Source organism: Lysinibacillus agricola, from assembly GCF_016638705.1.
GTDB classification, from domain to species: Bacteria; Bacillota; Bacilli; order Bacillales_A; family Planococcaceae; genus Lysinibacillus; species Lysinibacillus agricola.
The window spans coordinates 1,254,270-1,278,430 of the sequence record NZ_CP067341.1 but is presented as its reverse complement, the minus strand read 5'-3'; the positions used below and the strand labels follow the sequence as shown (position 1 = coordinate 1,278,430).

The 24,161-nt window shown below is 39.3% G+C and carries 18 protein-coding genes and 1 pseudogene; 1 reads left to right on the top strand and 18 read right to left on the bottom strand.

Annotated features, from left to right (window positions below):
* Positions 1-81 precede the first annotated feature (81 nt).
* The 11 genes from ffh to recG all read right to left on the bottom strand — a co-directional run bounded on the left by ffh (position 82) and on the right by recG (position 13,946).
* Complete coding sequence (gene ffh, locus FJQ98_RS05980) at positions 82-1,440, bottom strand: signal recognition particle protein (protein ID WP_053594186.1); 1,359 nt, start codon at positions 1,438-1,440, stop codon at positions 82-84.
* Positions 1,441-1,452: 12 nt separating this feature from the next.
* On the bottom strand, positions 1,453-1,788 hold the full coding sequence (locus FJQ98_RS05975; protein ID WP_053594185.1) for a putative DNA-binding protein: 336 nt from the start codon (positions 1,786-1,788) through the stop codon (positions 1,453-1,455).
* Between the two features lie 297 nt (positions 1,789-2,085).
* A complete protein-coding gene (ftsY, locus tag FJQ98_RS05970; RefSeq protein WP_053594184.1) occupies positions 2,086-3,351 on the bottom strand; it encodes a signal recognition particle-docking protein FtsY in 1,266 nt (421 codons plus the stop codon).
* Complete coding sequence (smc, locus tag FJQ98_RS05965; protein ID WP_053594183.1) at positions 3,348-6,929, bottom strand: chromosome segregation protein SMC; 3,582 nt, start codon at positions 6,927-6,929, stop codon at positions 3,348-3,350. Before smc ends, ftsY begins: the two co-directional genes overlap by 4 nt.
* Before the next feature lie 3 nt (positions 6,930-6,932).
* The gene (gene rnc, locus FJQ98_RS05960) at positions 6,933-7,697 is read right to left on the bottom strand and encodes a ribonuclease III (RefSeq protein WP_053594182.1); all 765 of its coding nucleotides are present in this window, start codon (positions 7,695-7,697) and stop codon (positions 6,933-6,935) included.
* A gap of 256 nt (positions 7,698-7,953) precedes the next feature.
* A complete protein-coding gene (acpP, locus tag FJQ98_RS05955) occupies positions 7,954-8,190 on the bottom strand; it encodes an acyl carrier protein (RefSeq protein ID WP_036124798.1) in 237 nt (78 codons plus the stop codon).
* 58 nt (positions 8,191-8,248) lie between these two features.
* Positions 8,249-8,995: a 3-oxoacyl-[acyl-carrier-protein] reductase gene (gene fabG, locus FJQ98_RS05950; RefSeq protein WP_053594181.1), complete on the bottom strand. Its 747-nt coding sequence runs from the start codon at positions 8,993-8,995 to the stop codon at positions 8,249-8,251.
* Positions 8,988-9,941: an ACP S-malonyltransferase gene (gene fabD, locus FJQ98_RS05945; RefSeq protein WP_053594180.1), complete on the bottom strand. Its 954-nt coding sequence runs from the start codon at positions 9,939-9,941 to the stop codon at positions 8,988-8,990. The genes fabG and fabD overlap by 8 nt, the downstream gene beginning before the upstream one ends.
* Before the next feature lie 262 nt (positions 9,942-10,203).
* Positions 10,204-11,196, bottom strand: a complete 993-nt coding sequence (plsX, locus tag FJQ98_RS05940; protein WP_053594179.1) for a phosphate acyltransferase PlsX — start codon at positions 11,194-11,196, stop codon at positions 10,204-10,206.
* Positions 11,193-11,771 carry a transcription factor FapR gene (gene fapR, locus FJQ98_RS05935; RefSeq protein WP_053594554.1) on the bottom strand — a complete coding sequence of 193 codons (579 nt, stop codon included), beginning with the start codon at positions 11,769-11,771 and terminating at the stop codon, positions 11,193-11,195. The genes plsX and fapR overlap by 4 nt, the downstream gene beginning before the upstream one ends.
* A 129-nt stretch (positions 11,772-11,900) precedes the next feature.
* A complete protein-coding gene (recG, locus tag FJQ98_RS05930) occupies positions 11,901-13,946 on the bottom strand; it encodes an ATP-dependent DNA helicase RecG (RefSeq protein WP_053594178.1) in 2,046 nt (681 codons plus the stop codon).
* Positions 13,947-14,738: 792 nt separating this feature from the next.
* Between recG and FJQ98_RS05925 the strand changes: the two genes are divergently transcribed.
* Complete coding sequence (locus FJQ98_RS05925; RefSeq protein ID WP_053594177.1) at positions 14,739-15,023, top strand: hypothetical protein; 285 nt, start codon at positions 14,739-14,741, stop codon at positions 15,021-15,023.
* A gap of 171 nt (positions 15,024-15,194) precedes the next feature.
* Here the strand turns inward: FJQ98_RS05925 and sdaAA are convergent, their stop codons facing one another.
* From sdaAA to FJQ98_RS05890, 7 genes and pseudogenes are all read right to left on the bottom strand, one after another.
* Entirely contained in the window at positions 15,195-16,106 is a 912-nt protein-coding gene (sdaAA, locus tag FJQ98_RS05920; protein ID WP_053594176.1) for an L-serine ammonia-lyase, iron-sulfur-dependent, subunit alpha, read from the bottom strand.
* Between the two features lie 14 nt (positions 16,107-16,120).
* Positions 16,121-16,783 (bottom strand): L-serine ammonia-lyase, iron-sulfur-dependent subunit beta, encoded by a 663-nt coding sequence (gene sdaAB / locus FJQ98_RS05915; protein WP_053594175.1) that lies wholly within the window; start codon positions 16,781-16,783, stop codon positions 16,121-16,123.
* Between the two features lie 357 nt (positions 16,784-17,140).
* On the bottom strand, positions 17,141-18,787 hold the full coding sequence (locus FJQ98_RS05910) for a DAK2 domain-containing protein (RefSeq protein ID WP_053594174.1): 1,647 nt from the start codon (positions 18,785-18,787) through the stop codon (positions 17,141-17,143).
* An 18-nt stretch (positions 18,788-18,805) separates the two neighbouring features.
* On the bottom strand, positions 18,806-19,168 hold the full coding sequence (locus tag FJQ98_RS05905; protein ID WP_053594173.1) for an Asp23/Gls24 family envelope stress response protein: 363 nt from the start codon (positions 19,166-19,168) through the stop codon (positions 18,806-18,808).
* A gap of 123 nt (positions 19,169-19,291) precedes the next feature.
* A pseudogene (locus FJQ98_RS26685) lies at positions 19,292-19,870 on the bottom strand (GGDEF domain-containing protein).
* Between the two features lie 1,162 nt (positions 19,871-21,032).
* The gene (locus tag FJQ98_RS05895; RefSeq protein WP_053594171.1) at positions 21,033-22,637 is read right to left on the bottom strand and encodes a M20/M25/M40 family metallo-hydrolase; all 1,605 of its coding nucleotides are present in this window, start codon (positions 22,635-22,637) and stop codon (positions 21,033-21,035) included.
* Positions 22,638-22,675: 38 nt separating this feature from the next.
* Positions 22,676-24,109 (bottom strand): amino acid permease, encoded by a 1,434-nt coding sequence (locus FJQ98_RS05890; protein WP_053594170.1) that lies wholly within the window; start codon positions 24,107-24,109, stop codon positions 22,676-22,678.
* Positions 24,110-24,161: the final 52 nt, after the last annotated feature.

Here is a 24,161-nt window from a genome sequence, read left to right as displayed (position 1 = left end):
CCGAATAAGTTTCACACAAGATAGTATATTATCAATGTTTATGTTGTTTGTAAAGTGTTTTTTCTTAACACCTATAAATTATTATTTAAACAATGAATCAAAGCCTGGCATTTTCATCTTTTTCTTTCCTTTACCACTCGCCATGCCTGTCATTTGCTTCATCATTTTCTTCATTTCATCAAATTGTTTTAATAGACGATTCACCTCTTGAATCGAAGTCCCAGAACCATTCGCTATGCGCTTTTTACGGCTACCGTTAATAATTTCTGGATTCGTCTTTTCAGCAGGTGTCATCGAGTAAATAATCGCTTCTACGCGACCCATTTGCTTATCATCCACTTTAACATTGTCTAAGCCTTTGATTTTGCCAGCACCTGGTAACATTTTTAAAATATCCTCAAGCGGACCCATTTTCTTTACTTGCTGCAATTGCTCAACAAAATCATCAAATGTAAAGCTCTGAGTTTTAAATTTTTCCTCTAGTTCTTTAGCCTTTGCTTCATCAACGTTTGCCTGAGCCTTTTCAATAAGCGATAGAACGTCGCCCATCCCTAATATACGAGACGCCATACGCTCTGGATGGAATGGTTCGAGTGCATCCAATTTTTCGCCCATCCCGACAAACTTAATCGGCTTCTGTGTTACTGAACGAATTGATAATGCAGCACCACCACGTGTATCACCATCAAGCTTTGTTAAAACAACCCCTGTAATGCCGATTGCTTCATTAAAGCTTTCTGCCACGTTGACAGCATCCTGACCTGTCATAGCATCTACAACTAGGAACACTTCATCCGGCTCTTTTAGTGCACGAATATCTTTTAATTCTTGCATTAAATCTTCATCGATATGCAAGCGACCAGCTGTATCGATAATAACGACATCATGATGCTCTTCTTTCGCCAATTCAATTGCCTGACGTGCAATTTCTACTGGAGATACATCCGTTCCTAACGCAAAAACAGGTAAGGATAACTGCTTTCCTAACGTTTGTAACTGCTGAACAGCCGCTGGACGATAAACGTCTGCAGCAACTAGTAATGGCTTACGATTATATTTTTTACGTAGCACATTTGCCAATTTACCTGTAGTTGTCGTTTTCCCTGCACCTTGTAAGCCGACCATCATAATAACAGTTGGTGGCTTTGTATTAAATTTGATTGGGCTTTGCTCGCCACCCATTAATTCTGTTAATTCGTCTTGTACGATTTTAATAACCTGCTGACCGGGTGTTAAGCTTTGCATAACTTCTACACCGACAGCACGTTCACTGACCTTTTTAACGAATTCTTTGACTACTTTTAAGTTAACATCCGCCTCGATTAAAGCAAATCGGACCTCTCGCATCATTTCTTTAACGTCTTGTTCCGATACTTTTCCTTTACCTTTAATCTTTTGGATCGTTCCTTGGAGTCGCTCCGCTAATCCTTCAAAAGCCATTGCTTTCGCCTCCTAATCCCATTCTTTCAACTGTTCTATAAGCGCCAATTGCACTTCAACTGTCATACTTTGTTCCGTGATCCCTGTTGTTAGCTGCGCAAGCATTTGTGTACGTTGTTGAAATTTTTCCAATAAACATAGTTTTTCTTCATATTCTTCAAGCATCGCTTCTGTTCGACGGATATTATCATAAACAGCTTGGCGTGAAACTCCATATGATTCAGCAATCTCTCCAAGCGAGTGATCATCTAAATAATATAGCTCCATATAACTTCGTTGCTTATCTGTTAATAATGCTTGATAAAAGTCGAAGAGAAAGTTCATGCGTGTTGTTTTTTCAAGTAGCATCGAATATTTCTCCTCCCGTTATTAGTCATTTGTATCATAACGAAAAGCGCCCGTCCGTGTCAAGGTAATCTCCTTGTCTAAAAGCTTTAATTAACTGCTTTTCAGGCGTTTTTCACCTATAGCTAGTATTTCCCTTTTAAACAATGCGTTTCCCTGCACAAACGAGCGCAATTACAAATTTACTTCCTCAAATGTTAATCCTCGGACCACCACCAAAACGTGTTGTTGATTTCCGTTCCGACTTATTTACATAGTATACGTTTTAACAAAAGTCATCTACAACTCTTGATGATGAACCTAATCCTCATTATTTTGTAATTCTTTATCTAAACCATCCGCAAATAATCCATACACATAACGCTCTGCATCAAATGGCTGTAAATCGTCCATTTTTTCACCAAGACCAATAAACTTCACTGGAATGTGTAGTTTGTTGCGAATGGCAAGGACAATACCACCTTTTGCAGTACCGTCAAGTTTTGTTAAGACAATTCCTGTTACATTTGTAACCTCTTTAAATGTTTGTGCTTGAACAAGTGCATTTTGACCTGTTGTTGCATCTAATGCTAATAGTACTTCATGCGGAGCATTTGGTATCTCTCGAGAAATTACACGATGAACTTTTTCAAGTTCATTCATTAAGTTCACTTTGTTTTGTAGACGTCCTGCTGTATCACAAATTAACACATCCGCTTTACGGTTTTTCGCCGCGCGAATTGCATCATACATAACCGCTGCTGGATCAGAGCCTTCTGATTGTTTAATCACTTCACAACCAACACGGTCTCCCCAAACTTGTAATTGGTCGATGGCACCAGCACGGAAAGTATCACCTGCCGCTAAAACAACTGTTTTACCTTGTGATTTTAGACGATGAGCAAGTTTACCGATGGTAGTCGTTTTCCCAACACCGTTTACCCCAACGAATAAAATGACAGTAAGCTCACCTTCAGGTTGCATATTCAGTTCGATTAAATCTTCTTCTCCTTGCTCATAAATTTCCACAAGTTTTTCAGAAATAAGCGTTTGAATTCCGTTTGTATCTTTTATATTTTTACGCTGAACCTCGAAGCGTAATTTGTCCATTAGCTCCATTACTGTTTCAAAGCCAACGTCTGCCTGTAATAATAAGTCTTCTAATTCTTCAAAGAAATCTTCGTCCACTTTTCGATAGCGAGCAACTAGATCATTCACTTTTGAAGTAAATGAATTACGCGTTTTTTCCAGTCCAGCCTTGAACTTTTGTGTAATAGACCATGCAGAAGGTTTTTTCTCCTCTACTGGTTCTTCTGCTATCGCAACCTCTTGCACTTCTTGTTGCTCTAGTTGTTCTTGATCTTCTTTTTCTTCAGGAATTTCGGTTTCAATTGAACTTTCCGTTACAGAAACTTCCTCTACTTTTTCAACTTCATCTACAATTTCTTCAATTTCTTCAATTTGAGCAGGCTCTGTTGCTTCGTCTTGCTTCTGTTCAGCAGCTTCTTCTTCCGTACTCTCTACTACTTTTTCTTCCTCGACCGGGTTGCCTACCAACTTATCTTTTAAACGTTTAAAAAAACTCATGCTTGTTCGCTCCTTTGCTCCGCAAGTACGGGTTCATCTTCTAATTTTACTGATACAAGTTTAGACACGCCTGATTCCTGCATTGTAATACCATACAAGACATCCGCTCCCTCCATCGTCCCTTTACGATGTGTGATCACAATAAATTGCGTATTACGGCTAAATTTCTTCAAATATTGGCTATATCGAACGACATTTGCCTCATCTAAAGCCGCCTCTACCTCATCGAGAATACAAAATGGTACAGGTCGTATATTTAAGATGGAGAATAATAAAGCGATTGCAGTAAGTGCACGTTCACCACCTGAAAGTAAACTTAGGTTTTGTAATTTTTTCCCTGGTGGTTGTGCTACGATTTCTATACCCGTTTCTAGCAGATTTTGAGGGTCCAATAACACTAAATCTGCCTGTCCTCCACCAAACAATTCACGGAATACACGTTTAAATTGCTCTCGAATAGCATAGAAGGTTTCGCTAAATCGAAGCGTCATTTCCTCATCCATCTCTTTAATAGCCTCATGCAATGTTTCCTGTGCAGCAAGTAAATCCTCCCGCTGCTCAGTTAAGAATGAATGGCGTTCAAGTACACGATCGTATTCCTCAATGGAACTCAAATTAACAGGACCTAGCTCCTCTATCGATTTCTTCAGCAGTTTCACTCGACGTCGCATATGCTCTTCATCTTCAATTGCAAGGGCTAACTCCTCAGCCTCATCAAATGCTAGCTGATAGTTTTCTTCTAGCTGTTCATTGAAATTATTTATCTCAAATTCTACGCGACTTCGCTTCAATTCATTTGCACGTATTGCTTCAAGATAGCCTTTATGTGTACGTTGCAATTCCTTCAGCTGTTCTTCTAAAGTAGTAAGCTCTTGTTGTTGTGCTACTTTTTCATCTTTTTTCTGTGAAATAGTATCCTGCAGTGAATCTCTTCTCGCTTTCCACGTAGCAACCTGCTCATCAACTTCTTCATCACTTAAAAGTTTTGTCGATTCATCAGATTGAAGCCAGATTATTTCCTGAGAAATATTGTCAACTTTTTGACGAGCTTTGTTCAATTGTAGGGCTAACTCTGCAGTAGCAATTTGCACTTGTGACATTTGCTCCTGCATAACTGCTAACTGCGAGCGTTTTTCTGCGGATTGCTCACGAAGTACATCCTTCTCTGTTTCGCTTTGTAACTTCACCTTACTTAGTTGTTCCACTGTTTCATTAATTTCTAACAGTTCTGTTGCTAGTGCCGTTAAACGCTCTGTAGCCGCTTCCCTTTGAGCTAACAATGCTTCTTCGCGTGTTTTTACATCTTGTGTTTCATTAGAAGCAAAAGATACTCGTGCAGATAAGCTTTTCTCGACAACCTCTAGCTCGCGAATACGACTCGCCTGCTGCATTTCATCTTTTCGTAGTTGCTCTCCATCAAGCTTCAATTGCTCTACTTTGTCTCGCAATATTGCAAGCTTCTCTTTTTCAGTTGTGACAGCCTGTTCAGCACTATAAATGGATGCTTCTAACGATTCTAGCTTTACTATTAAACCATCTAATTCCGCTTTTCTAGTAAAGAGTGAAGATTGTTGCTTCACAGAACCACCTGTTAACGAACCGCCTGCATTGACGATATCACCTTCAAGTGTTACGACACGATATCGAAAACCACATAATCGAGCAATTTGGCTTGCACCTTCTAAACTTGATGCAACGATTACATTGCCAAGAAGGTTTTCGACAATTGTGCGGTTGTTTTCATCGAACGTAACAAGTGCATCAGCCATTTGGACAAATGCTGGATGCTCAGTAGCTAGTTGAATCATAGATAGATTGATTTTACGTGACTTCATGACTGATTTGGGTAAAAACGTCGCGCGTCCAGCTCTCTTTTGTTTTAACCAATGAATTGCCTGTTGAGCATATCGTTCATCGGTTGTCACAATATGTTGAGAGGCTGCCCCTAATGCTGTTTCAATAGCCTGGGAATATTTTCCATCTACTTGGATTAACTCAGCAACAGCTCCTTCAATTCCAGCTAATTCACCTTTATCACGCGCTAATAATACTTCTTTTACTCCATGGAAGAACCCAGAGAAATCTGCTTCAAGCTCAGCTAGCGTATCTTTTCTAGCCTTCAGTTGCTGCTGATGCTGATAAGCCTTATAAAGCATGTCTTGCTTTTCATTAAACGATGCATTGACGTTCTTAAGCTGTATTTGCAATGTTTCGTATTGCTCAAGTTTTCCCTGCAATTCGTTAGTTGTTGTAGTGTGAGCAACAACTAGCTTTTCTTTTTCCACAAGAATTTGTGCAAGCTCCTGACCAAATTCATCAGTTTGGTCTGACATTCGTGTCGCCATCGCTTTTTGTTGTGCTAATTGTTGTTCAATATTTTTCAATTCATTTTTAACTGTTGCTTCTTCGTTTAAGGAGTCGATATAGTGGTTTTTTTGTTCTTCAATTTCTTGTTCAATTTCAGAAACAGAGCGATTTAAAGATTGTTCTAATTGCTTGATGCTTTGTTTTAGCTCTGATACCTCTTGCTGTTTTTCAGCGAACACTTCTTTTTTCTCTTGCTCTTGAACTATGAGAGCCTCGACCTCATCTTTTGCTTCTTGTAATGCTGTATTCAATTGAAGTAGTTGATTAGAAGCATTTTGTCGCTTTTCAGCCATTAATGCTTTACGACCATCCCAACGCTCTACCTCCATCGTCGCATTAACAAACTCAGCCTGAGTAGTATCCAAATAGTCATCTAGCTCTTTTAAAAGCTTACGAATGCTTGCAGTTTGCTTTTCTATTGAAGAGATATTATGCGCTTGTTTTTGCTCTGTTTCATATAGCTCTGTGTACTCAGCTTTCAGTGCATGCAAAGATTGTGCACAATTTTTTAAATCGTGCACAAGGATGGCGATATCAAAATCCTTTAACTCTGTTGACATTTGCACATAATCTCTTGCACTTGATGCTTGAATTTCTAGCGGCTCCAGACGACTGTCTAGTTCATGTAAAATATCTAAAACACGATACAAATTTTCATCTGTTTCAACAAGCTTATGCTCTGCTTTTTTCTTTCTTAATTTATACTTTAACACGCCAGCTGCCTCTTCAAAAATCGAACGACGGTCATCAGGTCGGCTATTTAAAATTTCATCGACACGGCCTTGTGAAATAATGGAGAAGGCTTCTTTCCCAAGTCCTGAGTCCATAAACAAGTCCGTAATATCCTTCAGGCGACACTGCTGGTTATTTAATAAATATTCACTATCTCCTGAACGGTATACGCGTCTTGTTACGCTGACTTCTGTATAGGAAAAAGCAAGCTGTTCATCTGTGTTATCTAAAATTAATGTTACCTCTGCAAAGTTTAGTGGCTTACGTGAGTCACTCCCAGCAAAAATAACATCCTCCATCTTTGCCCCACGTAACGACTTTGCCGATTGCTCCCCAAGTACCCAACGAATAGCATCAGTGACATTACTTTTTCCACTGCCATTTGGCCCAACAACCGCTGTAACGCCGGGCACAAAATCAATTCCAATGCGCTCCGCAAAAGATTTAAAGCCAATCACTTCGAGTCGTTTTAGGAACATCTATTAAGCCTCCTCTTTTGCAGATTGCTCACGCATTGCACGCATCGCACATTGCGCAGCTTGCTGCTCGGCTTCTTTTTTTGATTTCCCACGACCAATACCAAGCTCCTGTCCATTTAATAGTACGCTCGATACAAAGGTACGGTTATGTGCAGGACCCTTTTCATCAATAATTTCATAATGAAGAAGGCCATTATTCGTTTGCTGTACCATTTCTTGCAATTGGCTTTTAAAATCCATCACATGCGAAAAAGCACCGACTTCTACTTTCGGGAATACGATTCGTTCTAAAAAGGACACGACCGTTTGTAAGTCCTGATCTAAATAAAGGGCACCTACAAATGATTCAAATACATCTGCAAGCAGCGCTGGGCGTTCCCGTCCACCTGTTAATTCCTCACCTTTTCCGAGTAATACAAAGCGACCAAAGCCTAATTCATTTGCAAAGACCACAAGTGATGGCTCACATACTATGGATGCTCGTAGCTTCGTCAGCTCACCCTCACTCATATGAGGGTATTTCTCAAAAAGGTATTTAGAAACAGACAGTTCAAGTACTGCGTCTCCTAAAAATTCAAGACGCTCATTATCCGTAAACAATTTACGGCGATGCTCATTCACATAAGATGAATGCGTGAATGCTTGATACAATAAATTTTTATTAATAAATGTGATAGTTAATTCATGCTGTAACAGCTCGAATTGATTGCGTACTTTTTCAGGAAGTACGCCAGATTTCTGCATAGTTCCTTTTCTTTTCATAGCCATTGAACAATCTGCCTTCCTAATAGTTTCTACCGTTTTAGTGTACCTTTTTCAAGACATTTATGCAAAAGTATTTCGGCTTAAATACAATGTTTTGGAAATTTTTTCGTAATTTATTTTCTAAAACAAAAAAAGGGACGTTCATAATTCGAAAAACGAACCATTTCGTACCCTTTTAAATACATCTTAGCCTATTATATCCGCTCTTCACATTCAAGCAAAAACAGTAGTAATTTCTGCTGAATAACGTTAAACGAAATTAGTTTAATTTACTTTCAATGTATGAAATTGCAGAACCAACCGTTGAGATTTTTTCAGCATCTTCATCAGAAATTTCCATATCGAATTCGTCTTCAAGCTCCATTACAAGCTCAACTACGTCTAATGAGTCAGCACCTAAATCATCACGGAAAGAAGCTTCTAGAGTTACTTCACTTTCTTCAACACCTAAACGGTCCACGATTACTTTTGTTACGCGTTCTAATACTGTAGACAAATCATTCACCTCCCCTCAAATGATTATACAAAAAATCATTATCTATGACTAATTGAAATTACATCACCATGCCGCCATCTATATGTAACGTCTGACCCGTCATATAGTTAGCATCATCTGAAGCTAGGAAAGCTACTGCCTTTGCGATATCCTCAGGCTGCCCAAGTTTAGCAAGAGGAATTTGCGTAAGCATGCCTTGTTTTAGATCTTCTGGTAGTTGTTCAGTCATTTCAGTTTCGATAAAGCCCGGTGCAATTGCATTCACTAGAATATTTCGTGAAGCTAACTCCTTTGCAGTCGTTTTAGTTAGTCCAATAACACCTGCTTTTGCAGCTACATAGTTAGCCTGCCCCGCATTACCAGCTACACCGACAATCGATGAAATATTGATGATACGGCCCGCACGTTGCTTCATCATTTGACGAGTTACTGCTTTTGTACAAAGGAAAACACCTTTAAGGTTCGTGTCTAAAACATCGTCCCATTCATCTTCTTTCATACGCATTAACAAGTTATCACGTGTAATACCTGCATTATTTACTAAAATATCAAGCGAGCCGAATGTTTTCACAGCTGCATTCATTAATGCTGTAACTTCCTCTGTTTTGGAAACACTCGCTTGTACGGCAATAGCCTCGCCACCATTCTCTTGAATCATCGCGACAACTTCTTCTGCCTTTGCCTGTGAGCCGCTGTAGTTAACGACAACTTTAGCGCCCTCATCAGCAAGCTTTAATGCAATAGATCGCCCTATTCCACGCGAAGCACCAGTTACAACAGCTACTTTACCATCTAATTTACGCATTAATTGTCCACTCCTTCGCCGCTTCTAGCACAGTCTCTAATGATGCTTCATCATAAACACAATATGTCGCAACAGTTCGATCGATTTTTTTCACTAATCCGCTTAATACTTTACCTGGTCCACACTCAATAAAGACATCGACACCTTGTGCAATCATTTCACGCACAGATGCTTCCCATTGCACAGCGCTAAATACTTGTTCTACTAACTCATGTTGAATAGTAGCAACATCCTCTAATTCTTTCGCCATGACGTTGCCGATTACAGGGATTTTTGGGGCTGACAATGATATAGCAGCCAATGCTTCTTTTAATTTTCCAGATGATGGGCGCATTAGCTCTGAATGGAATGGGCCACTAACAACTAAAGGTATTGCTCGTTTGGCGCCTGCTTCCTTCGCTGCTAAAGAAGCCTTGTCAACGCCTTCCTTTGTACCAGAAATAACGATTTGCCCTGGACAGTTTACATTCGCTACCTGAACCGGGTCACCTGCTGCAGATACTTTTTCAGTTACCTCATGCAGTGCCTCAAGCTCCATCCCTAGAATGGCTGCCATAGCGCCTTGCCCTGCAGGTACAGCTTCATTCATATAAAGCCCACGCTTATGTACGACAGAAACTGCATCCTCGAACGATAGCACACCAGCGATTACTAATGCACTGTACTCTCCAAGTGAATGCCCTGCTGCATAGTTTGGCGTAATACCTGCTGCACGTAATTTTTCTGCTACCATCACACCAGTAGTTAAAAGCGCCGGCTGTGCATGGTAAGTCAATGTTAGCTCCTCAGCTGGCCCCTCTAACATAAGTTTAGATAGCTCAAAGCCAAGTGATTGATCTGCACTGTCATAAAACGCTTTACTTTCTGCCGCATTCTCAATAAATTCTTGCCCCATTCCAACTACTTGAGAACCTTGTCCTGGAAAAACAAATGCTATTTTCGTCATTTTTCATTCATCCCCTTTTTAATCAATAATGCCTCGGCATAATTGCGTCTGGAATCGGCTTTGTGCTTGCACAAAGAACTCCTTTCCGATTCCGTGACATCCGCCGGAGGCTTTAGGCCAACAAATGTTTTCTGTGCGAAAGCGTAGTGCTAACGTAGCGACAGCAACATGATGTTGGTCACTCAGTCGTTGCCACAGGACGTGGCGTTCTTAGACTGAGTTCCTCTATATCAGTGGGTGTTTGGACACCCGCTGAAAGAAGTTAATCAATTTCTAAGTGACGTACTGTATCTGTAATCGTCGAGATGACTGTATGCTCTACCATCGTATTTGCTTGGCGAATCGCACTGTATATTGCTTTGGCGTTGGAAGATCCATGTGCCTTTATTACAGGTGCTTGTAAACCAAACAAACCTGCACCACCATACTCTGTGTAGTCCATTTTATTTTTCAAATCACGTAAATTATTTTTCATAAGTGCTGCCGAAATTTTTGTTTTTGTTGAAGACATAAACGCCTCTTTCAGCATTGAAAATAATGCGCCTGCTGTTCCTTCTATCGATTTCAGCACCATATTACCTGTAAAACCATCTGTTACTACAACGTCAGCTACCCCTTCAAGTAAATCTCGAGCTTCTACATTGCCGATAAAGTTCAAATCTGCTTCTTTTAATAATTCGAAAGCAGCCTTCGTTAATTCATTTCCTTTTTTATCCTCAGTACCGATATTTAGCAAACCAATACGTGGCTTTTGTAAGCTGCCTACCTTTTTCGCATAAATATCGCCCATAATCGCATATTGCAATAAATGCTCAGGTCGCGCATCTGCATTTGCCCCTAAATCAAGCATTAAAAAGCCCTTACCATCCAATGTTGGTAGTGTAGTGGCTAAAGCAGGTCTAGCAATCCCTTCAATACGTCCTACTTTAAATAAGCCACCTGCCATTAAAGCACCCGTATTACCTGCTGAAAGACAAGCATCTGCCTTTCCTTCTTCAACTGCATCCATCATTCTTGCCATCGATGAATCCTTTTTACGGCGAACAGCGCGTGCTGGATCGTCTGTTCCTTCCACAACTTCCTCACAATGTACTACAGTTAATCGATCATGTATTTTAATAAATGGTTCAAGCTTTTCCTGCTGACCATATAGTTGTATTTCTAAATTTGGAATTTGCTCTAATGCTAATAAAGCACCTTCAACAACTGATTTTGGTGCGTTGTCGCCACCCATTCCATCAAGCGCTAATTTCATTGTTGTTCACCTTCACCTTTCGTGCGATACATATCAAATTCACCAACAAAAACTGTTTCGCCGTTAACAGTGGACGTCAACTCTACTTTTGTACGATGATTTTTTTCATCACGTCCAATAACAATAGCTTTTGTAATAACACGATCTCCAGCTCTAACAGGTTTCACAAAAGTAATATTAGAATGTACTGTTAATGCTAGTTCGTCGTCAATAACTGCTACCGCCAATGAATTTGCCTGTGCAAACAAATGATGTCCACGCGCGATGCCATTGCGCTGAAAAACATGTTCTTCTTTTACGTCAAAAATAGATAGTGCACGATTATCCAATTCAATATCAATTATTTCTCCGATTACTTCATCAATCGGTAGTGATTTTACTTCATTTTCATAAGTTTTCGAAGCAACATCTTTAATTCGTTCTCGTAATTCTGGAATCGCTAATTCCATACGATCTAAACGAATCGTTTGGACACTAACCTGAAACTGTGTTGCTAGCTGTTCATCTGTGACGAATGGATTTTCAGCTATCGTTTCGGATAATAGTCGCTGTCGCTCTTTTTTCGTTCGTCTCAACATCATTCGCCACCTTTTTAGTTGTTATTAGCACTTGGTACTAATATCAGTATATAGAGTATTAAAAAAGAATGCAAGACTTGTTTAGAAACAAGTTCCCACATTCCTAATAGAGTATCAAATATTCAGTTAATCGAAGCGATCCCCTTGTAAAACGCCTGAATTTTCAAGCATTTCACGTAATTTTTTGTATTCATCATCACGCCAAAAAGCATCAGTCTCAAGTATGTCCGTTGCATCTTTTCTTGCAGTCTCAAGTATTCGATAATCATGCACTAAATCCGCTACTTTAAAATCAGGCAAGCCACTTTGTTTACGTCCAAAGAAATCACCTGGACCACGTAGTTCCAAATCCTTTTCAGCTAGGCGGAAACCATCATTCGTTTCCGTCATCGACTGCATTCGCTCTTTGCCTTCATCAGATTTTGGATCGGCAAGCAACACACAGTATGACTGATGTTCGCCTCGTCCAACACGTCCACGCAGCTGATGCAATTGAGCTAAGCCGAAGCGTTCAGCGTCATAAACAATCATAAAAGTTGCATTTGGTACGTTAACCCCAACCTCAACAACTGTTGTAGACACGAGCACATGAATAGTCCCTTCACTAAAGGCTCGCATAACAGCGTCTTTTTCATCCGCAGTTAGGCGACCATGCATTAACCCAACATTGTATCGCCCGTTAAAATACGTTGCAAGCTGCTCGTAGATTTCTACTGCATTTTGTACATCAAGCTTGTCTGATTCCTCGATAAGAGGACAAATAGCATATGCCTGCCTTCCAGCAGCAAGCTCTAATTCTAGCTTTGACATAACAGAGCCAAATTGCTCTTTTTTCATCCAATGTGTTTCAATTTGTTTACGCCCCGCTGGCATTTCATCAATCATTGAAACATCCATCTCTCCAAATGCTGTAATCGCAAGTGTACGCGGAATAGGTGTCGCCGTCATAAAGAGCACATCTGGATTCTCCCCTTTATCACGCAATATTCTACGCTGCTCAACCCCAAAACGATGCTGTTCATCCGTTATGACAAAACCAAGCTTGCAAAAAACGACATCAGGCTGAATAAGCGCATGCGTACCAATTAAAATATCTATATCCCCATTTACTAGTTCTTCTAAAAGTAACCGACGCTCCTTTGCTTTCGTCGATCCTGATAGTAAAGCCACACGTACGCTAAATGGCTCAAACCATTCCTTCAAGTTTTCAGCATGCTGCTCAGCTAAAATTTCTGTTGGCGCCATTAATGCTCCCTGAAAACCAGCAGTTACAGCTGCATATAAACATATCGCCGCAACAACGGTTTTCCCTGACCCTACATCACCTTGAAGTAAGCGGTTCATACGATGCGGTTCTTTCAAATCCTTGCAAATTTCATTGACGACGCGTTTTTGTGCACCTGTTAATTCATACGGTAACGATGCAATAAAGGCACGTAGTTTTTGCAAATCAAACTGTATAACTGTACCGTGCTCACTGTCCTTTCGAATTTTACGTAACGCTTGAATACGTAGCTGAAAGTTTAGTAACTCTTCATAGGCAAATCGCCTTCTTGCCTGCTTTGCATGCCCCGCATCAAGAGGGAAATGAATGCCTTCAAGTCCCTCACGCATTGAAACAAGCTTATAATCCGCTTGTAAACGCTGTGGAATTGCATCCGGTATCTCTGCACCAAACTCATCTAGCGCTTGTCTCATATATTTACGAAAACGCTTTTGTTGAATCAACCCTTTTAGACTATAAACAGGTTCGAAGTCGACCTGATCTGTTTTCGGACCAAACGTAACAGACGTTCCATTGATAACTTGTCTGCCTCTGTCCCATTTACCTGTGACGGTAATAATAGCTCCTGGTACAAGCTTCTGCTTCAAATAGCCTTGATTAAAAAAAACAACCTTCACCAAATGTCGACCTGCCAGCACCGTCACTTGCAATCGAGATTTATTGCGACCTAAAAACAACATTGTCGGTTCACGTTCAACTTTACACTCAACAGTGACACGTTCATTATGTGGTGTTTGTGCTAAATCCTTTAAACGAAAATCCTCATGTCGATGCGGAAACGTCCATAATAAATTCGCTATCGTCTCGATGCCTAATGCCTCTAAATGCCCTGCTGTTTCTTTCCCGATTCCCTTTAAATCGGTAACGGGACTCGTTAAATCAGTCACCTTGCACGACAACTCCTCCAAATATTTCCACCACAAGTACTTTACCCATAGTCATTCGTTTAACCATACGTTTTTTCAGCATATGAGTTTTCCCCTTTCTTACGATTACTCTTAGCGTTTAACACATCTGAACACACGTATTATTATTCTCAATATTATTATATAACTTTTTTTTTTCAGTAAGATAGCAATTCAATTCAATTCATTAATAATTGATTGATAGTTAATTATATCGAATGAATTATCACTTTTTCATCCTAATTCCCTATAATTTTCAATTGTTCTAGTTCACGATTTACAACAATCAATGACCCTCTTCATATTGGGTCATTTTTTTAAGTGATTGTAACTTTAATTTTTGGACACTCAATAAAAAGTAACTTAAACTCGCATTCATCCTCACCACTTATAAAGGTAGGGGACTTTTGTACCTGTCGCTACGCTTTCGCTACAAAAAACATCTGTAGCTGACGTTTCATTTTCGCTACGAAAACATTCGCTGAAAGAAGCTAAAACGTACGCCATGTATATAAGTTGATTGGAGTGGGGGCTGGGCGACTCCTTGGGGATCAGCGTCACAGATGAGACCCTGGAGCGAGCAAGTAGGGGAACGAAGGCTAAGAGCATCACGTCCTGTGATAACGCCTTCGTGACCAACGTCGTGCTGTTGCTGTCGCTACGCTTTCGCACATACAAAACCCTCTGCTGCCGCTACGTTAGCACTACGCTTTCGCGCAAAAAACATCTGTTGGCCCAAGCGGCTCATCGGACGCCCCCAGGAAGCTTTGCTCTGTGCGAAAGCGAAGCGGCAGCTACAAATGTTTTATCTGTGCGAAAGCGAAGCGACAGCAACAACAAATGTTTTCTGTAGCGAAAGCAAAGCGGCAGCTACAAATGTTTTATCTGTGCGAAAGCGAAGCGACAGCAACAAATGTTTTATCTGTGCGAAAGCAAAGCGGCAGCTACAAATGTTTTATCTGCGCGAAAGCGAAGCGTCAGCGGCAAATGTTTTATCTGTGCGAAAGCGTAGCGGCAGCAACAAAGCGCCCAGCCGGAACGGAAATCAACCACACGTAATGGTGATGAGCCTAGAATAGGGAGTATCACCAAGAGAATGTATCCTCTTTGTCTAAACTACCCTCCCGTACTATTTCACCATTATGTTTTTCATTTTCACCTATAAAACACCTATACCATGTGGAACCTCAAAAAAACACGCCTCCCTTAGGAATAGCGTGTTTCATATTTTTATTTTTGCAGTGATTTGATACTCTCTAAATTGCCGTTATCAAATATAGCTTTACTAATCGCTTTACCTGTTGGTGTTGCAGCTAGGCCTCCACGTGCAGTTTCTTTTAAATTCGGACTCATAGATTGTCCAATTCGATACATCGCACCAATCACTTCATCACACGGGATGCGACTTGTGACACCCGCGAGTGCCATATCCGCAGCTACAAGCGAATTTGACGCACCCATAGCATTTCGTTTTACACAAGGAACCTCCACTAATCCAGCTACTGGGTCACAAACAAGCCCAAGCATATTTTTGAGTGTAATGGCAAATGCTTCTGAACATTGCTGCGGGGTACCACCAGCCATCTCTACAATCGCCGCCGCTGCCATACCAGCAGCTGAGCCAACCTCTGCTTGACAGCCACCAGCAGCACCTGAAATCGAAGCATTATTGGCAACAACGAAGCCGAAAGCACCTGATGTGAATAAATAACGAATCATTTGCTCACGTGTTGGATTTAGCTTGTTTTTCACTGCAAACAGTGTCCCTGGTACAACACCAGCTGATCCTGCAGTTGGTGTTGCACATATTGTACCCATTGCCGCATTAACCTCATTTGTTGCAACCGCTTTACTCACCGCGTCTAATAATAAATCCCCAGACAATGATTTTCCTTGCGCAATGTAATTTTGAAGCAATACTGCGTCTCCACCAGTTAAACCCGTTACAGATTGCACACCCTTCAAGCCTCTTTCAACAGCTTCCTCCATCACCGTTAAATTACGGTCCATTTGCTGCATAATTTCTTCTCTTGTACGTCCAGTTATTAACATTTCCTGTTCAATCATAATTTCAGAAATTAGTTTTCCTTCTTGATCTGCCCGTTCAACTAGTTCACGAACATTATGAAACAATACGTCCATACTGGGACACCTCCTTAGTTATTAATTTTAGAAACCTTTGAAATATGTGGTATTAAAGAAATTTGTTGTAGTACTTTTTCCTCGATGTTTTGATCGACTTCTATCACCATAAGTGCCGTTAAACCACGTTCAATACGCGAAACCTCCATATGCCCAATGTTGACTGCATGCATCGCTAAGCAATTTGCTACATTGGCAATACAGCCAGCACGATCATCATGTACAACAAGAATAGCTGGCATGCCACCTGTTAACCGTAACTTGAAGCCATTAACCTCACTCACTTCAATTTTACCGCCACCGATAGAAATCCCAACAACAGACATCTGTCCTTCATCATCGCCAATCACAAGGCGAGCAGTATTCGGATGTTCCATATTAGCTGTTTCTGGGATAAATTCATAATCTAATCCTGCCTTTTCTGCATCGGCAAAAGCTGTTTTAATTCGTTCATCAAATGTATCGTAATTTAATAGGCCCCCTATCAATGCTACATCTGTTCCATGTCCTTTATACGTTTCAGCAAACGAACCATATAAGTGAATTTTCGCCCACTTTGGTTGTCTCCCAAATAAATCTCTGGCAACGCGTCCAATTCGTGCGGCACCTGCCGTATGAGAGGAAGAAGGCCCAATCATCACTGGTCCAATAATATCAAATACTGAAGTAAACTTCATAAAAACACCCCTCTATTCTATCCATATAATAATATTTATTTTTACTTATATCATGTATCATGCTTGATAGTCACTATAAAAGTAAAGCACTTCTTTATCAACTTTCAGAAAATTTACACTACTATAATATACAAGTGGAAATATTGTTTAACTTTTGTCCACTCCATATACACAATAATTTCAAAAGGCTGATATTCCAGCATTTTCAAGTACATTGTCCTACGGGTACATACATCAAATCACTTATTTTTAGCTAATTTATATAATTTATTATCCCCTATTCTTCTTGTACCATAAACAAAAGCAGTACACGGTCTGTGCACTGCTTTGTCTACTTCCTTGCAAAGTAGCATTGAATTATTCTACTGAAATAATATATGGATATAATCCTTGCTTTCCATTAAATAACTCAACTTCCACCTCAGGATAGTTCTCTTCAATAAATTTTACTAGCTCCGAGGCATTTTCTTCTGTAGTATCCTCACCATAAATAACTGTTACAATTTCAGCATCTTCATCTACTAAATCAGTAATCACCTTCTCAGCAGCATCTTTTAATGCTGGGGTAGATAATACAATTTTTCCTTCTGCAAGAGCCATGAAATCGTCCTTATGGATTTCTACGCCATCAATAGATGTATCTCGAACTGCATAGGTTACTTGGCCTGTTTTAACATTTGCAAAAGCCTCTGTCATTGTTGCTTGGTTTATTTCAACTGCCGCCTCTGGATTAAACGATAGAATCGCTGCCATACCTTGAGGGATTGTTTTCGTTGGAACTACTGCTGCTTCAATATCTAAAAGCTCTACTGCTTGTTCTGCTGCCATGACGATATTTTTGTTATTCGGTAAAATTAACACTTTTTCAGCACCAATTTCTTGTACTGCCTTAACAATATCTTCAGTTGAAGGGTTCATTGTTTGACCGCCTTCAATAACATAAGAAGCACCAATTGAACGAAGTAATTCAGCAACTCCCTCGCCCATTGCAATCGTTACAATTGCATATGGATGCTTTTCTACTTTTTTAGCTGAAGACACTTTATGATCCTCCCCAACGATAGCTGAATGCTGTTCACGCATATTGTCGACCTTAATTTTAATGAGATTACCATATTTTTGACCCATAGCCAAAACAGCACCTGGTTGCTCAGAATGAATATGAACTTTAGCAATCTCTTCATCCGAAATAACGAGTAAAGAATCACCTAGAGGGTTTAATTCATTGCGGAATTGTTCTTCACTAAAGGGCTCTTTCCCTTCTTCCAAACGTACCATTATTTCAGTACAATAACCAAACTCAATATCCGCAGTATTCATGAAATCTTGTGCTCGATGATGCTCTGCATTGATCAAATCATCTAAAGTTGCTTCATTTTTCTGCGGTAATGGTTCACCTTTTAAAGATGCTAAGAACCCTTCATAAACAAATTGAAGACCCTGACCACCGCTATCTACAACACCTACTTCTTTAAGAACAGGTAGAAGCTCAGGTGTACGTTCCAACGAAGCTTGTGCTTCAGCAGTAAATGCTTCCATCACTGCAATGATATCGGTTTCAGTTTCTGCCACTTCCACGCCTTTTTTTGCCGCTTCACGTGCTACCGTTAAAATCGTTCCTTCAACTGGCTTCATTACCGCTTTATAGGCTGTATCAACGCCTGCTTGGAAAGCACCTGCAAAGCCCTTGGCATCAATTGTCGCATCTTTTTCAATAAATTTACCAAAGCCACGGAATAATTGCGATAAAATAACGCCAGAATTTCCGCGCGCTCCCATAAGTAAACCTTTTGATAAAGCCTGTGCTGTTTTACCGATATGTTCTGAAGCAGAGAGCTCTGTCTCCTTTGCGCCAGATGTCATCGATAAGTTCATATTCGTTCCAGTATCACCATCTGGTACTGGAAATACATTTAATGAATCAACATAATTTGCATTTTGGAATAGGTGATGGGCACCCATTTGCACCATTTCTGCAAACTTTATTCCGTCTAAAGACTGCATTCGATTTAGTTCCTCCTCTTAATCATTCGCTACACGAACGCCCTGCACAAAGATATTGACAGATTTTACGCTCATACCTAATGTTTTATCCACTGTATATTTCACTTTCGATTGTACTTGATAAGCAACTTCCGAAATCTTTGTCCCGTAACTAACAATAATGTACATATCAATATGTAAATCGTCGTCCTGTTTTCGAATAACAACACCTTTTGCAAAGTTTTCTTTACGTAAAATATCAGTTAGACCATCACGAATTTGATGTTTAGATGCCATGCCTACAATACCGTAGCATTCTACAGCAGCGCCACCAGCAATTTGCGCAAGTACATCTGTTGAAATATCAATTTGGCCGAATTCATTGTTTAACTCAATTGACATAGAAATGCCCCCTTGGCTCTTTTTGACTAAAGTATATTGTAACACTTTCGTTATACATTAATCAACCTAGGAGGGCATGAAAACGCTCTGTATCAACGTTTTACTGTCATTATATAGATAAAATTAACCTTCATCGAAATTTTCATTTTTGCTGTAAAAGTTGTTACGACCGTTTTGTTTTGCTGTGTATAATGCTTGATCGGCTAATTTACAGCATGTTTTCAAATGCTCGATATTTGAGATTTTGACATGGCACATCCCGATACTGACTGTGACAATATCAGCTACTTTTGAACGCTCGTGACGAATGTTTAAATTGCGGACTTCCTCTAAAATTTCCTCACAAACATGCTCTGAAAATTTTGCGGCATGTTGGCTAACGATGACGAATTCTTCGCCTCCCCAGCGTGCAGCAAATGCATTATACTTTTCAGCAATTTCATCTAACAGAGCTGCCACTTTTATTAATGCTTCATCACCCTGTAAATGACCATAATAATCATTGAAATTTTTTTAAAAATCTATATCAATCATCATGACTGATATAGATTTTGGTTTACTAAGTTGTTGCCCTATTTGCGTTAATTTATTATTAAAAGCTCGTCGATTAGGCAAATTTGTCAACGTATCCCGAAGCGCTTGCTCTGATAGCTCATTATTTTTCTCAGCTAACAATTTTGACAAATTCTTGGATCTTATCATTTCTTCTTGTAATAAAATATGTTGTTTCGTAAATTGTCTTTGAACTTTATAATTATGTCGTTGAATAACTAGCCCTATGGGAATAATAAGGGACATCGGTAAAAGTATTTTAATACTTTCACTTGATACCCCAACACTCAGATAAGCACTTATTAAAATTGGTGGCACTGTTATTAATGCAATCCAAAAAATTTTCAGGAAAGGGATAGAAAAAATAACGCAAATCAATAAAAATAGCACCTCATAAAGAGCCGCATGTTTAAAGAAATAAACATCCATCACGGTGATAACAGTAATTAATACCAATATAGTATAAATATAACTGAGTAAAATAGATTCGTATTTTCGGAAATTAAGAGATGTAACCTGAATTCTCTTTTCTTTTACAAATAATAACACCGCTAAATCTATATAAAACAATATAGTGTGTATAGCTATATAAGCTGGCACCATCGCTCGTTCTGTTTTCGAAAAAAAGACCTCACCATAATGAATTATTATAATGATGACTGATACATACATTAATGTCCACGCTACTGTTCGCATACGTTTCAAATTAAATTGAATCATTTCTTTCTGTATAGAGAGAACTAGCTTTTCTTGATTTTCCATAACGTCCGCTCCTAATAAAACAGTCTTGCAAATTCATTTCGCCTTGGCGTAATTGTAGCTTTCGCCAGATAAACAATGCCGCTGTCGTTACAAAATTGCTGAATGAAGATAATTTGTCCTATTTTTATCGTCTAGATAACGAAAAATACAAGTAGTCTTTGCAAAAATTGTTGATAAACGAACGAAATTAGCTCCACCTTTTTACTAAAACTCAAAAAACACCATTTACTTCACTAGTCAAAAACAAAACTTCTAAACTTCTATAAAATGCATTTCGTTGCATAAAATAATCTCTGAAAAAATAAAAAAGTTGATACTTATATCATAACACTAACTTTTGAAATGACAGGATGATGGTTTTAGCCTTCGATCCTCTATCGCTAATCCCCAAGGAGTCGTCCAGTCGGAACGGAAATCAACCCTTCGTTTTGCCTAAGACCATACTTTAATTAATGACACCATAATCTCATTGAAACAATAGTTTTTCAACAGCATAAAAGCTGATACTTTTTTTAGTATCAGCTTTTACATTTTTCTTTATAAATTTAATTTAAAATAGGCTTTTTATAAGCGTATCAATCATCACCGGCATTTCCTTAAATGCGCTATCCACATGTAATCTTTCCGTCTTTTGATGGGCATCCTTGCCAAAAGGTCCAACGTTTAAAACAGGGCCCTGTAATGCAGACATTGCTTCAAACGGAATACTATACGTGTCTCCCCATACCGGTGTATTGCGCTCGAATGCTGTCCATTCGTTTGAGTCGTCCGAATAATTGACATAGCTCAAATCACAAATACCATTAAAATAGTGAATTTGCTCCACTTCAATATTAAATGTTTTGGCTGTTTTCTTCATTAATTCAATCGATTGGATGACAAGAGGATGATTGGATGAATTGATTGCCGGATAGTAAGGTGGTGCATATAACAACACTGTCGCTGGTGAAAGTTCCTGGCAACGAAGCATTAGCTGATCCACGATACGAATTGATTTCTCTCGATCATCCCATGCGCTTTTTTCAAGAACATGACTTTTTATTAAATCCACTTCCTCGGCCCCTAATTTATTAATCGCATACTCTAAAAGCGCCTCATAACGAAGTACCTTTACTTCACCTACACCTTGTACCTTTTCTCGCTCACAAATTCGCTTATATTGCTCATTACAAGCTGACATTGCTTCCATTGCAACTTGTTCAAAAATATCCATTACTTGCGATGCTGTACGCTTTAATAAAAACACATTGTAAAGAGCTGCTGCACGATATGGTGTTTGTGTAGAATACTCCATTTTCAAATCTTTTAATTGTAAGGATACAGGTAATGGCGTACTTTCACCAAGATCTGTTTCACTGAAAATCGGATTCCACTCCATATGCTGCGTCATGTATGAAGCAATAAAATTTGCGGTCATTCCTTTTAATGGCTCACCCACATGTGTCTCTTTTCCGTAAAATAAGGTAGCTGGCATAATTTTACCGATAGTTCCTGAATAAATATATTCATTGGTATCAGCTGGGCCTTGTGAAAAAGAAGGCTCACTATTTAAAAATAGTTTATAAGAGAGCCCATGCTGTTCACGGAGTCTGACAAGCTCTACAACTGCTGCACGCATCCCAGCAGAGTTCACTTCTTCGTCTGGCACAGCCGTTAAAATAAGATTGATGGGCCATTCTTCGATACTTGCCTTTTCAATCAACTGCATATGCAAAGCGAGCCCCATTTTCATATCCATCGTCCCTCGACCAAATAAATAGTTGCCTGATTCTAAATCAATCCTTGCCGCTTCAGGTAAATCCTTTTTGTATTTAGGTTCCATTAGCTTTTTTGTCAGCTCTTCAGGGTAGAAGGCTAATGGTTCCAGCTCGCCATATTCTTCCGTATGGACCGTATCAAAATGACTAATTAACACAACCGTTTCTGTTGCAGATGGGTGCTTATACAAGGCAGTCACAGCATTGCGTTCAAGGCCCGCATCATGTAATTCAATAAATTCCGGGTTTTCCAGAAAATAAGAAAGCGTTTGCAATTTATTTTTTAATTTATAGGCAAATTCATGTTCACCTTTTGTTAATGTCCTACTTTCCAAACTGACAATTTCACATAATAATGCACGAAGTTTTTCAGGTGTATTCCAAAGATAATTATTCATAAAAATTCTCCTTTATCCGATCTTCAACAGAATACATATCAGTGTATATCAAGTGATTCCTCATTTTTTATTTCAATCTCAGAAGAAACTGTATTTGTTTTACTCAATTTCAATTTATAGAAGATCATGCAAGCAATAAAGAATCCAATACCATATAGTAAACCAATTCTTTGTGTTGGGTCGAATGCTAAAAAGACAAGAATTAGCATACAAAAACTAATACAGAACACTGGAATCAATGGATAAAATGGCGTTTTAAATTTTAAATCAGCCACATCCCCTCCAGCTTTCACATAGCGATATCGGAACATCAATTGAGATGCACAAATTCCCATCCATGAAATTGTTACAGAAATTCCCGCAACAGACATGAGTAAAACAAATACTGCATCTGCTTCCATCACACTCGTTAATAAAGAAAGCAGTGAGAAAAGCATCGTGAAAATAAGTGCATTTAATGGCACTTTATTTTTCGTGAGACGGCCAAATAATTTAGGAGCCATTCCCTCTTTTGACATCGACCATAATAAACGCGTTGAAGCATATAGACACGAGTTACCTACCGATAATATCGCAGTTAGAATTACAAAATTCATGATACCAGCAGCATATGGAACGCCAGCTAAATCCATCAATGTGACAAATGGACTTTCCAGTAGTCCAAGCTCCGATGACGGAAATATGGCAGATAAAACAATAATAGAAGCAATATAGAAAACAATTATTCTAAAAAGAATTGTCCGTATTGCCCGTGGAATATTTTTTTCTGGATTTTCAGTTTCCCCTGCTGCAATACCGACAAGTTCAGATCCTTGATAAGAAAAGATAACATTCATCATTGTCACAAATATAATCGTTATACCTGCTGGGAATAAACCAGACGGTGCTAAATTTGTTAGATGTGGCGTAGGGCGATCAGCTAATGGCATCAAACCAAAAATTGCCGCAGCTCCTATGACGATAAATGCAATCACTGCAATTACTTTGATGCTTGCAAACCAGAACTCCGCTTCTGCAAAACCTTTCGTTGTTAACGCATTTAATATAAACAGAAGAGCCATAAATACGGCACACCAAATCCAAATAGGGACATTTGGGAACCAATGTTGCATCAAAATTCCCGCTGCTGTAAATTCTACCCCAGCTGTGGCGGCTGACCCGACAAAATACATCCATCCTAAAGAAAATCCTGCAGAAGGACTGATAAAACGCGTTGCATAGGTTTGGAAAGAACCAGTTACAGGCATATAAACCGCTAATTCTCCAAGACAATTCATTACCATGTACAATATTAAGCCACCAAATAAATAACCAATTAATGCGCCTCCAGCACCTGCTTGATTAATTGTGTAGCCAACATTTAAAAATAGGCCTGTTCCAATAACTCCACCAAGCGATAGCATTAATAAATGACGACTCTTCATTGAACGGTTTAATTGATAATCTTGCCGTTGTTCCCCTTTACTCAACATCCATCACCACTCTCTAGTTGTTATAAATATATTCAATATTCTGATTTTTACT

Excerpts from the sequence above, each read along its gene's own strand:
- FJQ98_RS05905 (WP_053594173.1), bottom strand. The coding sequence starts at position 19,168 with ATGTCAATTGAGTTAAACAATGAATTCGGCCAAATTGATATTTCAACA.
- fabG (WP_053594181.1), bottom strand. The coding sequence starts at position 8,995 with ATGCGTAAATTAGATGGTAAAGTAGCTGTTGTAACTGGTGCTTCGCGT.
- smc (WP_053594183.1), bottom strand. The coding sequence starts at position 6,929 with ATGTTCCTAAAACGACTCGAAGTGATTGGCTTTAAATCTTTTGCGGAG.
- plsX (WP_053594179.1), bottom strand. The coding sequence starts at position 11,196 with ATGAAATTAGCGCTTGATGGAATGGGTGGCGACAACGCACCAAAATCA.
- ftsY (WP_053594184.1), bottom strand. The coding sequence starts at position 3,351 with ATGAGTTTTTTTAAACGTTTAAAAGATAAGTTGGTAGGCAACCCGGTC.
- FJQ98_RS05910 (WP_053594174.1), bottom strand. The coding sequence starts at position 18,787 with ATGCAGTCTTTAGACGGAATAAAGTTTGCAGAAATGGTGCAAATGGGT.
- FJQ98_RS05890 (WP_053594170.1), bottom strand. The coding sequence starts at position 24,109 with ATGTTGAGTAAAGGGGAACAACGGCAAGATTATCAATTAAACCGTTCA.
- sdaAA (WP_053594176.1), bottom strand. The coding sequence starts at position 16,106 with ATGGACGTATTGTTTCATAATGTTCGTGAACTAGTTGAACGGGCAGAT.
- sdaAB (WP_053594175.1), bottom strand. The coding sequence starts at position 16,783 with ATGAAGTTTACTTCAGTATTTGATATTATTGGACCAGTGATGATTGGG.
- rnc (WP_053594182.1), bottom strand. The coding sequence starts at position 7,697 with ATGGCTATGAAAAGAAAAGGAACTATGCAGAAATCTGGCGTACTTCCT.
- FJQ98_RS05975 (WP_053594185.1), bottom strand. The coding sequence starts at position 1,788 with ATGCTACTTGAAAAAACAACACGCATGAACTTTCTCTTCGACTTTTAT.
- fabD (WP_053594180.1), bottom strand. The coding sequence starts at position 9,941 with ATGACGAAAATAGCATTTGTTTTTCCAGGACAAGGTTCTCAAGTAGTT.
- FJQ98_RS05895 (WP_053594171.1), bottom strand. The coding sequence starts at position 22,637 with ATGAATAATTATCTTTGGAATACACCTGAAAAACTTCGTGCATTATTA.
- ffh (WP_053594186.1), bottom strand. The coding sequence starts at position 1,440 with ATGGCTTTTGAAGGATTAGCGGAGCGACTCCAAGGAACGATCCAAAAG.